Origin of the sequence: [Clostridium] symbiosum ATCC 14940 (assembly GCF_000466485.1) — a bacterium.
Taxonomy (GTDB): Bacteria; Bacillota; Clostridia; order Lachnospirales; family Lachnospiraceae; genus Otoolea; species Otoolea symbiosa.
The window spans coordinates 1-14,862 of sequence record NZ_KE992976.1; the positions used below are offsets into that span (position 1 = coordinate 1).

Here is a 14,862-nt window from a genome sequence, read left to right on the forward strand (position 1 = left end):
CAAAAAGTTCTTGACATATCACCAGAATGCTATCCTGTGTTTCCCCGCGTCCGGTACGGCCGCGGGGAAACAGACTGTCTGCTTGCTTCTTCTATTTTACTCTCCCAGCGCTGCCATCAGATCATCAACATAGCTGCCGCCGATCGCTTCTTTCCTGGACTCATAGAAGTCTCCGAGTACCTCTCGGAATGCCGCCAAATCCACGTCGCGGACAACCGTCATCCCCTGCTCTTCCATTTCGCTCAGCATCTGCTCTTCAACACGGGCATTATTCTCACGGCAGGCCTTTCCCGCCTCCACGGCAGCCTCCGACAAAATCTGCTGTTCCTCCGGACTCAGAGCGTCGAACACCTCACCCGACACACAAATCAAAAGAGGGGAATAGAAGTGGCCTGTCATATTCAGATATTTGGCTATATCCGGAAAACCGTTGCTGTATGTTACGCTGACAGGAATATCAAGACCGTCTATTGTTCCCTGCTGGAGTCCGGTAATTGTCTCGGACCATGCCATGGGAACCGCGTTCACGCCTAAAGCCGCATAGGTAGCCAGGTACGTCTCCGTCTCCATACAGCGTATTTTCAAACCTTTCATATCTGCCGGTTCTCTTACCGCCTTATTCAGAGTCACCAGATGGCGGAATCCGCCTTCTCCCCATCCAAGCGCTTTTACACCGTAATTGTCATACTCTTTTAAAATGCTCTGCCCGATTTCACCGTCCAGTATATTCGCGGCAGTCTCATTATCTTTAAATATAAACGGCAGGTCAAAGAGACCGGATGCCGGTACGTATCCGCTGGCGTAGGCATTCGTCATTACCGCCATATCCGTTGTGCCCATCTGCATTCCGGAGAACATTTCTCCTTCCTGTCCCAATTGTCCGCCTCCCATCACGTCGATCCGGATTCCGCCTCCGGTGCGCTCCGCCACGATGTCAGAAAAATTTTTAGCAAACACATAGTATGGATCATCCTCCACCGCAGCCGTCGTAAATCCTATTTGGTACACCTTTGATGCATTGGCCGCATTTTCCTGCTGCCCGCCTAAGCTGTCCCGGCTCTCTCCGGCCTCCGCGGCTTTTTCCGTTCCTTCTCCTGATGACGCGTTCTTATTCCCGCATGCCGCAAGGCTGACCGCCGCTGCACACAACAGGATGCCTGACACCCATTTCTTCATAAACCGTTCCTCCTTCATGCTGTTTTTGTTTCCACTGTTAATATCTGTTTTGTTTCGCTCCCTGTCCGTCTTTTTTCTATTCCTTCCAACAGGCTCTTAGGAATATCACAGACCATGGTTCTTATCTCTCTTTCTGTAAATCCATTTCCCAGCAGCGCCTCAATGAAGCGGATCATCCCCTCCACCGGCGGTTCCCTGAATGCCTGGCCGCGATCGGTGGCAATAAAGTTATTCTCTGTCCCGACTGCTCTGATATGCTGCGCCATCTGCTCTGCCGTGCAGTCGCCGTCTTCGATGTTAGCCCAGTTCCGCTCAATTACAACACCGATTCCGGCCAGTTCCTTCTGGATCTCCGTCGGAACCACGGTCCGTTTCCATTCGGGATGGGTGAGTACTGCCCGCACTCCCGCCTCCCTGGCGGCTCGGCATGCCGCAACAGATTCCAAAACACTGATATGTCCGGTCGCCAGCACAGCATCATACTTTTTTATCACTTCAAGGACCTCATAAAACCCGGAAACCAGTTTTCCCGATTCGTCAAAAAGCCCAATTCCGGGACGTGAAAAAAAATCGCCCGGCATATCGCCATATTGCAGGCAGTGAGCCGCATCTCTGGTGGGAAGCCAGATAAAACCCGCTCCCAGTTTCAGTGCACTTTCTACTGCATATGGATTAATGCCTCCGGCCGGCCAGTTGAGTACAAGCCCTCCATAGGCCCGTACCGGCAGCCCGCTTCGCTTATTCATAAGAGCGGCCCTGGCTGCTGTGGATTCATAATGGTTTTTAATCATTACGCCTGCCATTCCGGCTCCTGCCGCCTGTTCCAGCAGCTCAAAATCATCCACAGAGCGGCTGACATGGGAGGGGAAACTGTGGGCATGCAGATCATAGCCGCCCCTCAAGAGTTCTTTGGCCTCCCCATATTTATCTGTCATTTATCCCTCCAAATATGAAATTGTTTATTTTTTCACTCCCTGCAGGTTGTTATATCCATATTTTAGCATAATTTTTCAACAAATAAAAACAAGTAGTTTATATCCATCCACAAGTAAATGCTTGTCAATACGGCATTCTTCCCCGGCATTTTCCTTTCCCCAAACCGTGTAAAGACAGCACGGACTGTTGCCAGACCGCAGCAGTTCGTAACAGGTCAGACATGTCTGCGCATTTACTGCGCTGACCGTGCGAAAAGGTAGCGGCAGTAAGCATTCGGCTCATCGCGAAGCGGTTTTAATCAGCCGGATGGCCTAACAGTTCAGATGCCTGAACTGTTACGGCAGTTCCGTTGGAATATCGTCAAAAATGGATAATCTGCAGCCTTCTGACAAAGACTATGGTAAGATACACCGGCCGGACAGAACACAGATACCGCCACAATGTTTTACGGAATGCCTACAAGTGATTACTTGTTATTAATCGTTGTGCCTGCTATGTTAAAATAGACAAAGAAGGAGGCGGAGGATTTTGAAACAGAGCTTTAATATTTTTTTACTGGTAGCAGAAGAAATGAATATCGGACGAGCTGCCAGACGGGCTTTCGTAACGCAGCAATGCGTAAGTGACCATATACGACGCCTGGAACAGGAATACGAGGTTGCCTTGTTTGAAAGAAAACCTAGTCTCCATTTGACAAAAGCAGGAGAAACCATGCTGAAAACACTGCGCAGTATCCACATCCTGGAATCCAGCATGGAAAAGAACTTAAAAGAAATTTCATCCGGACAAAGAGGCTCCTTTACCGTCGGCATGAGTACCTCCCGCGCACAGGTAATCCTGCCTCTCGTCCTGAAGGACTATTACGAGCATTTTCCTGAAGTGGAGGTTTCCTTCTATGTCAATGATACGATTGTTCTGGAACAGCGCCTTTTAGACGGATCCATCGATTTGTTTTTAGGCGTCAACACGTCTCAGAACCCGGCATTTTCCGTGCTTCCACTTGTAAACGACGAAATGTACCTAAGTATCAGCGAAGGCCTCTTCCAGAGGCATTTTGGAGGGAAGTATTTATCAGTTTTTGAAGAAGGGGTGGATCTTTCCGAATTTTCAGAGGTGCCTTTCTCTCTTTATTATGAAACAGGGGCGCTCAACATCGTAATCCGGCAGCATCTTTTAGATTACGGGATTTCTCTCAACAAGATTCCCTATCACATCAGCGACTGTGATACCCACATTCTGCTCTGTGCTTCCGGACTCTGCGCTACACTGATACCCAAAATGCTCTCCCTCAGGGTCCATGAGCATAATGCAAAATGCGAACCGGACAAATTTATTCACATCTTCCCCGTCAAAAACTTCAATTATCCACTGCGGGTTGATCTGATATGGCATAAAAATGTGGAGCAGCCGTTTTATATACGGGCTTTCTGTGAGTTAATCCGCGATGTGGCCCGGCAGCTCGTATAAAAGGCGTGGAAGGTTCTTGTCAAACCTTTCCACGCCTTTTTATTCTATAGGAAAGCCCTCCGGGCAGGATCGCATTTTCAGCGGGGCCGTGACTATAGCTTCATCGTCAGGGATATTCTCTTTTTCGCCAAATCCACGCCCAGTACTTTGACCTCCACGATATCACCGACACTGACCGCCTCCAGAGGATGTTTGATATAGCGGTCCGTCATCTGGGAAATATGCACCAGTCCGTCCTGATGCACGCCGATATCCACGAATGCGCCAAAATCAATAACATTTCTGACCGTTCCCTTCAGCACCATACCAGGAGCCAGGTCCTTCATATCCATGACGTCCGTCCTGAGAATTGGCTTCGGCATCTCGTCACGCGGGTCCCTGGCCGGCTTTTCCAGCTCACTCACGATATCACGCAGGGTAATCTCTCCGATTTCCAGCTCCTGTGAAAGCTTTTTATAATCCGTAACTTTTTTACTGATGCCCTTCAGGCCTCCGGAGGTCAGCTCCTTCACCTCGTACCCGAGACGTTTCAGCAGCGCTTCAGCCGCTTTATAGCTTTCCGGATGGACGCTGGTCGTATCAAGCGGATTCTTTCCGCCCTGGATTCTCATAAACCCGGCACACTGTTCGAATGCCTTCGGTCCCAGCTTGGCCACCTTGAGAAGTTCCCTCCTGCTTTCAAACACTCCGTTCTCTTCCCTGTAAGACACAATATTTTTGGCAATTGTCTTGTTTATGCCGGAAATATATTCTAAAAGGGAGGCCGACGCCGTATTCAAGTCAACTCCCACCTTATTTACGCAGTCTTCCACCACACCCTGCAGGGCCTCACTCAGATTCTTCTGGTTCATATCATGCTGGTACTGGCCAACTCCGATAGATTTGGGATCGATTTTAACCAGCTCCGCCAGCGGATCCTGGAGCCTCCTTGCGATTGAAACCGCGCTCCTTTGTCCCACGTCAAAATTCGGGAATTCCTCCGTAGCCAGCTTGCTTGCCGAATAGACAGACGCTCCCGCCTCATTGACAATGATGTACTGCACCTGCTCTTTTATCTCCTTTAAAAGCCCGACGATAATCTGCTCCGACTCCCTGGACGCCGTTCCGTTGCCCACTGAAATCAGTGAAACGCCATATTTCGTAATCAGGTTCTTCAGGATTTTCTTCGATTCTTCCACCTTATTCTGGGGTGCGGTTGGGTAAATCACCACCGTATCAAGCACTTTGCCGGTACCGTCCACCACGGCCAGCTTACAGCCCGTACGGAATGCCGGATCCCATCCCAGTACGACGCGGCCTGTAATAGGCGGCTGCATCAGAAGCTGCTCCAGATTTTTTCCGAATACCTTAATAGCTCCCGCCTCCGCATTCTCCGTCAGTTCGCTGCGTATCTCGCGCTCAATGGCAGGGGAAATCAGGCGCTTATAGCTGTCCTCCGTCACTTCCCTCAGTACGCGGGCCGTCTCCGGATTCTCTCTGGTGATTACCTTCTTCTCCAGATAGCGCAGAATCTTCTCTTCTGGAGCAGTGATTTTCACAGTAAGGATCTTCTCCTTCTCCCCCCGGTTAAGTGCGAGAATACGGTGCCCCGCCGCTTTCTTTACCGGCTCCGTAAAGTTATAATACATCTCGTAGACAGATTCCGCGTTCCCGTCACGGGCAGATGAATCGAGAGAGCCTTCCTGGAATGTGGCCTTGCGGATATATGTCCTGTACTCAGCCGTCTCAGCTATACGCTCGGCCAGAATATCCTTCGCTCCGTTCAGGGCCTCCTCCGCAGTCAGAACGCCCTTCTCCTCTGAGATATAATGCTCCGCCTCTTTCAGAAGCGGCGTCTTTGTAAGCTGCATAAGAACCAGATTGGCAAGAGGCTCCAGCCCCTTCTCCTTCGCAATGCTGGCCCGTGTCTTCCGCTTCGGTCTGTATGGAAGATAAAGATCCTCCACTGCCACCAGCGTCGACGCCGCCAGAATCTTTTTCTCCAGCTCCGGAGTCAGTTTTTCCTGTTCACGTATGGAATTGATAACCTGTTCCTTCCGCTCCTCCAGGTTTCTTAAATATTTTAATCTCTCATCCAGATTTCGCAGCACCTCATCGTTCAAAGAGCCTGTCGCTTCTTTGCGGTAACGGGCGATAAACGGGATGGTATTGCCTTCGTCAATCAGTTTGACCGCAGCCTCAACCTGGCTTCGGTTAATCTGGAGTTCGTCTTTTAAAATTTGAATAATATCCATTTTATTTCCTCACTTTGTGTCATTGCATCTGATGACGGTATGAAGTCCGCCGTGAACGGCCGCCATAAATTTCCTGTGCCAGATTATTATACAGGATTCTTCCTCCGGCTGCAAGTTCAGATATAGGATGGCGGACGGGAACCGCTTTCGTCTAATGCAGCATTACCACAGGAAAATTTATAGTTGACAAATTTCCGAATACTGGCTATATTAAAAAACATGGTGATCATATGACTGACGGAACAAGTGGAAGACCACGTGGAGTATGATCGATAACCGGCCGACCGTCTGGGCAGAAAAAAGCCCGGACTGCCGGCTTTTTTCGATCATTTTCATCAAAAGGAGGTTATTCATTTGATATCCGGACGTATCCATTCCATTGAAAGCATGGGGCTGGTGGACGGCCCCGGCATCCGTTCCGTGATTTTTCTGCAGGGCTGCCGTCTCCGCTGCCGGTACTGCCACAATCCTGATACCTGGGATCCAAACGGAGGCTCTCTCTGTACGGCGGAGTTTCTGATGCAGAAGCTGAAACGGTTTAAACCCTACTACGGCTCTAAAGGAGGCGTAACCTTTTCCGGAGGCGAACCTCTGCTCCAGAGCGGCTTCCTTCTGGAACTGCTTAAGCTCTGCCGGAGCGAGGGAATCTCCGCCTGCCTCGACACCGCCGGCTGCGGAGCAGGAAACTATGAGGAAATTCTTAAGTACACCGATCTGGTGATTTTCGATGTGAAACATTTTACTGCCAAAGGCTATGAGCGGGTTACGGGACAGTCCCCGGACGAAGCGGCCGTTTTCCTTGATGCCGTACAGAAATCAGGGACTCCCATGTGGATACGCCACGTGGCGGTTCCCGGGCTGACGGACGGAGACAGCCATTTTGAAGGGCTGAGGCAGTTTTTAAAAACACTGCGCGGAGTAGAAAGAGTGGAATTGCTTCCCTACCATGTTTTGGGCGTACCAAAGTACCGCGAACTCGGCATCCCATATCCGCTGGAAGATGTCCCGCCCATGAAACCGGAAATCACGGCACAGTGGCAGCAGCTCATGAACCGCGGCTGCTGCCCGGCCCGTCAGAATAATAAATGGAGGATTCATTATGCCTGTCAATAGCAACAACAAAGCCTGGGAAGGATTCCGCACCGGGGAATGGCGCCATCTTGTAAATGTACGCAATTTTATCCAGAAAAACTACACCCCCTATACCGGTGACGCCGGTTTTCTTGCCCCCGCATCCGAGCGCACGGAAAAGGTCTGGGAAAAAGCCCATGCCCTGATTATTGAAGAGGTGGAGAAAGGCATCATCGGCGTGGAGACACGGACCGTCTCCGGTATCGATAATTTTGCCCCCGGTTATATCGATAAAGAAAATGAAGTAATCGTCGGCCTGCAGACCGACGCCCCTCTGAAACGCATCGTCAATCTGTACGGAGGCATCCGTACCGCAGAGCAGGCGCTGGAACAGTATGGCTGCCGCCTGGATCCCATAATTGAAAAACATTTCCGTCTCTACCGCAAGACGCATAACGACGGCGTATTTGACGCCTATCCCGAGCGCACGCGCCTGGCCCGTTCGGCAGGCCTGCTCACCGGTCTGCCGGATGCCTACGGGCGCGGACGCATCATAGGCGACTACCGCCGGGTTCCGCTTTACGGCACTGATTTTCTGATCGAAGAAAAGAAAAAAGACCTGGACATGATGGACGGAGCCATGACGGATGAAAGGATCCGTCTGAGGGAAGAAGTGAGCATGCAAATCCGCGCATTAAAGGAAATGGCCCGGATGGCAGAAAAATATGGCTGTGATATCACGCGCCCCGCCGAAACAGCCCGTGAAGCCGTACAAAACCTTTATCTGGCCTACCTCGCCGGAATCAAGGAAAACAACGGCGCCGCCACGAGCCTGGGCCGCACCGCTACGTTTCTCGATATTTATATCCAGCGCGATTTGGATCTGGGAATTTTAGATGAAATGGGTGCGCAGGAGCTGATTGATCAGTTTATCATCAAGCTGCGCCTTGTACGCCATCTGCGTACCCCTGAATACAATGAGCTGTTCGGAGGCGATCCCACCTGGGTCACAGAAGCCATAGGAGGAATGGGCGTGGACGGACGTACCCTCGTCACCCGCAGTTCTTTCCGGTATCTGCACACTCTGACTAACCTCGGAACGGCTCCCGAACCCAATCTGACCGTGCTGTGGAGCCGCAATCTGCCTGCTGCCTTTAAGTCCTACTGCTCCCGCATGAGCATCGAAACCGACTCGCTCCAATATGAGAATGACGAATTAATGCAGCCCATGTATGGAGATGACTACTGTATCGCCTGCTGTGTATCTGCGATGGCGGCCGGCAAACAGATGCAGTTCTTCGGGGCCAGGGCCAACCTCGCGAAAAGCCTGCTGTATGCGATCAACGGCGGAGTGGATGAGATAAAAGGCCTGCATGTAATTCCGGGCATTCAGCCGGACACCGACGAAGTGCTCAATTATCCCAAAGTGCTGGGGAACTATAAAAAGGTGCTGGCATATGTGGCCGGACTCTATGCCGATACCATCAACATCATTCACTATATGCACGATAAGTATGCCTATGAAGCCAGCCAGATGGCTTTGCATGACACCCTGGTGGAACGCCTGGCCGCTTTCGGCGTGGCCGGTCTGTCTATTGCAGCGGACTCCCTGTCTGCAATTAAATTTGCCCGGGTTAAACCGGTTCGGAATGAGAATGGGATTGCCGTTGATTTTACCGTGGAGGGGGAATACCCCAAATACGGAAACGATGACGACCGGGTAGATGACATTGCAGTGGAGCTTGTGGATTTCTTCTCTTCCGAACTGAAAAAACACCCGCTGTACAGGAATGCCGTCCACACGCTCTCCGCTCTCACCATCACAAGCAATGTAATGTATGGCAAGAAGACCGGCTCCACTCCCGACGGCCGAAAGGCCGGGGAACCATTTGCCCCCGGAGCAAATCCCATGCACGGGCGGGATTTGAACGGCGCGCTCGCCTCACTTAACTCAGTGGCTAAGATACCGTACCGGGCCGTCTGCCAGGACGGCGTTTCCAATACCTTTTCCATCGTCCCGGATGCCCTGGGCAAATCGCCGCTGGAACGTGTTGACAATCTTGTATCCATACTGGACGGTTATTTCGCCCAGGGCGCTCATCACCTGAATGTCAACGTGATGAACCGCCGGGTTCTGACGGATGCCATGGCTCATCCCGAAGAGTATCCGACACTGACCATACGTGTTTCCGGCTATGCCGTCAATTTCAGCCGCCTTACGCGTGAGCAGCAGCTGGAAGTCATTAAACGCACCTTCCATGAACACATGTGACTTTGTCCCCCCGCTGAAAATCCCGAGTTGCACGGCGCGAAACTCCATTATTTTCAGTTTCGCGCCGTGCAACTCCATTTCTGCTCTCTGGACAACCTCTGAAAACCATGTTACAATCATAAAGATACAAAGGAGGTTTTTCCATGGACTATTATGACAGCAATGATAACCAATATAAGGACGAGCAGGGGAACGGTAAAAATAACGGCAGTATTCCCGGCGGCAGGCCCGTGAGACAGCCAAACGGCACGGCAACCGCCTCCCTGATTTGCGGTATCATAGGCACGCTCTCCCTCTGTGCCTGTATTGCTTTTCCGCTCTCTATCATTTTGGGTGTGGCTGCAATCATCCTCTCTTTTCTCTCACGGAAGGGGGAACCGTTTACCGGCCTGGCTATTGCAGGACTTGTTTTAGGCATCCTCTCACTGATTCTCGGTGTGGCGGAAGGTCTTTATATGATAGCAATTAATTTTATGCTCCGTGATCCGCAGATGTCTTCGATGTTTGACCAGATATTGGATCAATACCAGAACATGCAGTAACCGCATGATTTCAGACGGCCCACGGCCGGATGTACGCAACAAGACCCGGGAATTTTTCCATTCCCGGGTCTTATTATATCTTTTAAATTTCAACCGCTCCGCGGAGGAACGCACTGAGGCGGCAGGCCGCCGTCAATAAATAAGCGCCAGTAAATCCACATGCCTTACCAGCAGAAAATAATTCTTTATAATAAAGTTCATTACCAGTATTATAATTCCGGCGCCTAATGCCGTCATCCATACCGCAGGCCGTACCGGCTTCTTTTTCCCTGCGCAGTAAAAACGGTAGAGCAAGAAAGAGGGAATCGACACCGCCATATACAGAACCAGCGGGTTCAGACGGATGCTGTCCGCCAACCGGCCGTGCAGCAATGCCAAAAGCGCCCTTGTGCCGCCGCAGCCCGGACAATATGCCCCTGTCACCAAATGAAAAAGACAGGGATATATGCCCTGGCCGGCACTCTCTATCAGCTCTGCCAAAATTCTCATAGAACCGTCTCCTCTTTAAAAGCGTGCATGTCAGTCTGCCAGAGAAAATGCATCATGCACCACCCGCATCGCACGGCTTGCATCCTCCTCATCAATCAGCACGGTTATACGGATCTCGGAGGTTGCAATCATTTTAATATTGATATTGGCGCCGGACAGCGCTTCGAACATCTTCGCGGCAACGCCTGGATTACTGGTCATACCGGCTCCGATAATTGAAATTTTCGCGACCGTATCATCGGCGCTCACCGAATCGGCAGTCAGCATCTCCAGATGATCGTTTATAATCTTCATGGTTTCCTGCAAATCCGTGCGGGCAACTGTGAAGGAAATATCTTTCCTGTTGTCACGGCCCACGGACTGGATAATGATATCCACATTGATCCGGTATCTGGCCAGGAGGTTGAACAGCCGGAAGGCGATTCCCGGTTCATCCTTTACCCCAAGCACAGAAATTCTGGCTGTATTCTTATCGGCCGCCACGCCGCTCACTAACATTTTTTCCATACTGGTCTTCTCCTTAATGATTGTCCCCTCCGCTCTCGTCAAGCTGGAAAGCACCACCAGTTTCACTCCATACCGTTTCGCCATCTCCACGGAACGGTTGTGCAGAACCTTCGCTCCAAGAGATGCAAATTCCAGCATCTCATCATAGGAAACTTCAGAAAGTTTTCTGGCATTCGGCACGATTCTCGGATCTGCCGTATATACGCCGTCTACATCTGTATAAATCTCACAGAAATCTGCATGGAGGGCAACTGCCAGTGCAACCGCCGTCGTGTCGGAGCCGCCTCTGCCGAGTGTCGTCATATCATCATATTTATTAATTCCCTGAAATCCTGTGATTACCACAATTTTCCTGGCATCCAGCTCATTGCGGATCCTCTCCGTATCGATTCTCTTGAGCTTTGCCTGACCATAAGCCGATGTTGTCCTCATCGCCACCTGCGCAGCATTGAGGGATACCGCCTGCACTCCCAGAGATTGGAAGGCCATGGCCATCAACGCAACCGATACCTGCTCTCCCGTTACCAGCAGCATGTCCAATTCCCTTTTAGACGGCGTCTCAGTTATCTCCCGGGCCTTTTCAAGAAGGCCGTCCGTCGTCTTTCCCATGGCGGACAGAACTACCACCACGTCATTACCCTTCTCGTAATCCTCAATGCAGCGCCTTGCCACATTCATGATCCGCTCCCTGTCGGCAACAGAACTGCCGCCAAATTTTTTCACGACCAGCATATAACGCCTGTCCTCCTGTGTAGTTTAGAAATTCTATTTTATACCAAATCAATCCCTGTGTCAAATATCGAGCTGACGCATATTTCCGATGTTACCGTTCACCCCCCGCTAAAAAGCGGCGTGGTGTGAACAGTAACTTTTTGCTGCCGTCCGTACATCGCAACAGGTAAGAAGCCTGGACTGTTGCCGAGAATCCCTGTGCCTGCCGATAACGGCAAATACAGGGATTCTCGTATGGCTGCTATTATTTCAAATACTTTTTAGGCCCGTATCATCTGGCGGATATCTCCAAATGCCGCGGCAACTTTATGATACTTCAGTTCCGTCATCTCACCGGTCAGAACGGCAAACTCGTCCATGCCGGGCAATTCAATTATTTCCGTTTTTCCAAAAGCGGCTTCCACATCAGCCAGCTTCTCGGCCGCAGAACCTGCAAAGCGGATAAAATAACGGAACCGCATCTCCTTGACATTGGAAAGCTGCTGCTTCTCACTGCTCCAGCCGAGAGGAACATTATCCGTCATATGGCAGGCGGCCTCCATAATATCGGCAACTACCGCGCTGGCCGTCGGCAGCTTACCGGCGCCGCTTCCATAAAACATCAGCGTCCCCACCATATTGCCGCGGACCATCACCGCGTTAAATACGTCGCTCACTCCATAAAGGGGGTGATCCCTGTCTATCATCATCGGGCATACGAATACGCTTGTTTTCCCGTCAGCCATGCGGCTGCTTCCAAAAAGCTTGATGGAGGTTCCCATCTTAGCCGCATATTTGAAATCCGTATCCGTAATCTTTGTAATTCCCTCCGTATACACTTCCTCATAATTCACTTCTTTTTCAAGTGCAAGGGAGGTCAGAATCGTGATTTTACGGCAGGTATCATATCCTTCGACATCCGCCTCCGGATTGCGCTCCGCATATCCAAGCTCCTGAGCCTTTTTGAGGGCTTCCTCAAACGTCTGCCCCTCACGGTCCATCTTGCTGAGAATAAAGTTTGTCGTACCGTTCAGGATACCGCTGATTTCCAGAATCTGTTCTCCTGCCAGGCACTGAACCATCGGGCGGATAATCGGGATCCCGCCTCCCACGCTGGCTTCGAAGAAGAAATTAATATTTTTATCCCTGGCAATCTGGAGAAGCTCTGTTCCATGGGCCGCCACCAGCGCCTTATTGGATGTAACTACCTGTTTACCGGCAAGCAGGCAGGCTTTTGCAAAAGCGTAAGCGGGATTCACTCCGCCCATGGCCTCCACAACAATTCCCACATCCGGATCCTTTTCTATAGTGGAAAAATCATGTACTATCAGGTCCTCATGCGGATCTCCCGGAAATTCACGCAGATCCAGAATGTATTTTACCGAAATATCCTGACCGGTCTTCCTCTTTATAATCTCTCTGTTCGTCTCTAACACTTCCACGACGCCGGAACCAATCGTTCCGTAACCCATTACTGCTACCTGAATCATAATCTCTACTCCCTGGCTATTATTTTGACATAGTGAACGCCTTTTTTCTCTTCCATTTCCTCAACCATCCTGGAAATATTACCGGTATCCGGCCTGACTTCCACGCTCAGTGTCAGCGAGGCCACGTTATTGACCGGAATACTCTGATGGATAGTCAGAATATTCGCCTTATAGACCGCTACGGTGTGAAGAAGATCCGACAACAGCCCCTGCTCGTCGTCCATCTGCAGCACCAGCGTGATTGTTTTTCCCTTTGCGTTGTCGTAAAACGGGAAAATATCGTCTTTGTACTTATAGAAGGAACTTCTGCTGATCCCCACTTTCTCCGTGGCCTCCTGTATCGTGATGGCGCGCTCTGATTCTATCAGTTTTTTTGCCTCCACCACCTTCAGCAAAACTTCCGGCACCGCCTTTTGTTTTAACACAAAATATTTTGTCTGCTCTTCCATATACACTCCCCTGCGCTGTACGTCTTTATGTATGCTTGAGAAATACATTTGTATTCATAGCAAAGATATTAACACATTTAAAATGTGGGTGCAATAACTTTTTACGTGGAAATTCGATTTTTATACGTATAAATTGTTTTTTATGCAATACAAAGCCTGCTCACCGCAAAATTGCGGCGGCAGGCTCTGGTTAAGATCGAACTCATCAACAAAACTTTAAAAAGCGGGAAAACCGCTCTGATGCCGGTCTTCCCGCTCTGCCGTCACCGGCTTACTGTTCTTTAACCTCCTGGCTTTTCAGGCTGATCCATTTCAGATATGCACTGATAAACAGATCGATATCGCCGTCCATTACCGCATTTACATTGCCGTTCTCGGCATTGGTACGGTGATCCTTGACCAGTGTATAGGGCTGCATAACATAGGAACGGATCTGGTTTCCAAAATTGATATCCTTGACATCGCCCCGGATATCGGAAAGCTTCTCCGCATTCTCCTGCTGCTTTAACAGATAGAGCTTTGCCTTTAACATCTGCATTGCCTTATCCTTATTCTGGAACTGGGAGCGCTCATTCTGGCACTGCACCACGATTCCGGTCGGGATATGGGTAATACGGATGGCAGACGACGTCTTGTTGATATGCTGTCCGCCTGCGCCGCTGGATCGGTAGGTATCAATACGCAGATCATCCTGATTGACCTCAATATCCAGATCTTCTTCAATATCCGGCATGACATCACAGGATACAAAGGAAGTCTGCCTCTTTCCTGCCGCATTAAACGGTGAAATACGTACCAGCCGGTGAACGCCTTTTTCTGATTTCAGGTATCCAAAAGCATTCTCGCCGTTAATCTGCACAGTGATTGACTTGATTCCCGCCTCATCACCGTCCAGGAAATCCAGCACTTCGGTCGTATATCCCTTCTTGTCGGCCCATCTCTGGTACATCCGGTACAGCATGCTGCACCAGTCCATGGCCTCAGTTCCGCCTGCTCCCGCATTCAGCTTCAAAATCGCGTTGCAGTTATCATACTCCCCGGAAAGCAGCGTTTTTGTCCTGATATCTTCAAGGCTGTTGATAAATTCATCCAGCATCTCCTGAATTTCAGGGATCATCGAGGGATCATTCTCCTCGTATCCCATCTCTATCATTATCTGGATATCCTCATACTGCTGCTCCAGGTGGCGGTAGGTCTCCACCGTGTCCTTTAGATTCTTTGCTTCTCTTACTGTTTTTGTGGACCTCTCCGGATCGTCCCAGAATCCCGGTTCCTCCATTGATTTGTCCAATTCATCGATTCGCTTTACCTTGTTATCCAGGTCAAAGTGAATCCCTCACTTCCACTAAAGTTGTATCATACGTTGATAACGTATATTTGAACTGATCTAATTCAACCATAGCTTCACCCACTTTCATTCTATTATAGTCAGACATGTTTTATTTTACAGGAATGGTTGTTGATTTACAAGGTGTATTTGCAAAATTTAAATAAGCAGGTGAGGACGCCGCCGGTACG

The 14,862-nt window shown here is 50.2% G+C and carries 12 protein-coding genes and 1 riboswitch; of the genes, 4 read left to right on the forward strand and 8 right to left on the reverse strand.

Annotated elements, in window-relative coordinates:
• Positions 1 to 96: 96 nt before the first annotated feature.
• Positions 97 to 1,176, reverse strand: a complete 1,080-nt coding sequence (locus CLOSYM_RS16285; RefSeq protein ID WP_009296997.1) for a TRAP transporter substrate-binding protein — start codon at positions 1,174 to 1,176, stop codon at positions 97 to 99.
• Positions 1,177 to 1,190: 14 nt separating this feature from the next.
• Positions 1,191 to 2,111: a DUF6282 family protein gene (locus tag CLOSYM_RS16290; protein WP_003502916.1), complete on the reverse strand. Its 921-nt coding sequence runs from the start codon at positions 2,109 to 2,111 to the stop codon at positions 1,191 to 1,193.
• Positions 2,112 to 2,640: 529 nt separating this feature from the next.
• Here CLOSYM_RS16290 and CLOSYM_RS16295 point away from each other — a divergent pair.
• Entirely contained in the window at positions 2,641 to 3,579 is a 939-nt protein-coding gene (locus tag CLOSYM_RS16295) for a LysR family transcriptional regulator (RefSeq protein ID WP_003502914.1), read from the forward strand.
• A gap of 92 nt (positions 3,580 to 3,671) precedes the next feature.
• Here the strand turns inward: CLOSYM_RS16295 and CLOSYM_RS16300 are convergent, their stop codons facing one another.
• A complete protein-coding gene (locus tag CLOSYM_RS16300; protein WP_021642958.1) occupies positions 3,672 to 5,813 on the reverse strand; it encodes a Tex family protein in 2,142 nt (713 codons plus the stop codon).
• 220 nt (positions 5,814 to 6,033) lie between these two features.
• Positions 6,034 to 6,114, forward strand: a riboswitch (ZMP/ZTP riboswitch).
• Between the two features lie 53 nt (positions 6,115 to 6,167).
• Between CLOSYM_RS16300 and pflA the strand changes: the two genes are divergently transcribed.
• From pflA to CLOSYM_RS16315, 3 genes are all read left to right on the forward strand, one after another.
• Positions 6,168 to 6,926: a pyruvate formate-lyase-activating protein gene (gene pflA, locus CLOSYM_RS16305; RefSeq protein WP_081697083.1), complete on the forward strand. Its 759-nt coding sequence runs from the start codon at positions 6,168 to 6,170 to the stop codon at positions 6,924 to 6,926.
• Positions 6,913 to 9,156, forward strand: coding sequence for a formate C-acetyltransferase (pflB, locus tag CLOSYM_RS16310; protein WP_021642961.1), 2,244 nt, complete (start codon positions 6,913 to 6,915; stop codon positions 9,154 to 9,156). Before pflA ends, pflB begins: the two co-directional genes overlap by 14 nt.
• 143 nt (positions 9,157 to 9,299) lie before the next feature.
• A complete protein-coding gene (locus tag CLOSYM_RS16315) occupies positions 9,300 to 9,698 on the forward strand; it encodes a DUF4190 domain-containing protein (RefSeq protein WP_021642962.1) in 399 nt (132 codons plus the stop codon).
• A gap of 132 nt (positions 9,699 to 9,830) precedes the next feature.
• On the opposite strand, the gene CLOSYM_RS16320 is transcribed toward CLOSYM_RS16315, so the two are convergent.
• The 5 genes from CLOSYM_RS16320 to prfB all read right to left on the reverse strand — a co-directional run bounded on the left by CLOSYM_RS16320 (position 9,831) and on the right by prfB (position 14,744).
• Positions 9,831 to 10,187, reverse strand: coding sequence for a DUF2752 domain-containing protein (locus CLOSYM_RS16320; RefSeq protein WP_003502904.1), 357 nt, complete (start codon positions 10,185 to 10,187; stop codon positions 9,831 to 9,833).
• Between the two features lie 30 nt (positions 10,188 to 10,217).
• Entirely contained in the window at positions 10,218 to 11,426 is a 1,209-nt protein-coding gene (locus CLOSYM_RS16325; RefSeq protein ID WP_003511011.1) for an aspartate kinase, read from the reverse strand.
• A 260-nt stretch (positions 11,427 to 11,686) separates the two neighbouring features.
• Positions 11,687 to 12,895, reverse strand: coding sequence for a homoserine dehydrogenase (locus CLOSYM_RS16330; protein ID WP_021642964.1), 1,209 nt, complete (start codon positions 12,893 to 12,895; stop codon positions 11,687 to 11,689).
• A 5-nt stretch (positions 12,896 to 12,900) separates the two neighbouring features.
• The gene (locus CLOSYM_RS16335; protein WP_003502898.1) at positions 12,901 to 13,344 is read right to left on the reverse strand and encodes an ACT domain-containing protein; all 444 of its coding nucleotides are present in this window, start codon (positions 13,342 to 13,344) and stop codon (positions 12,901 to 12,903) included.
• A gap of 271 nt (positions 13,345 to 13,615) precedes the next feature.
• Positions 13,616 to 14,744, reverse strand: a protein-coding gene (gene prfB, locus CLOSYM_RS16340; RefSeq protein ID WP_390570414.1) for a peptide chain release factor 2 whose coding sequence is annotated in 2 segments (ribosomal slippage) — positions 13,616 to 14,680 and positions 14,682 to 14,744 — 1,128 coding nt in all. Because the reading frame shifts where the segments join, the coding sequence is not laid out codon by codon here.
• Positions 14,745 to 14,862 lie beyond the last annotated feature (118 nt).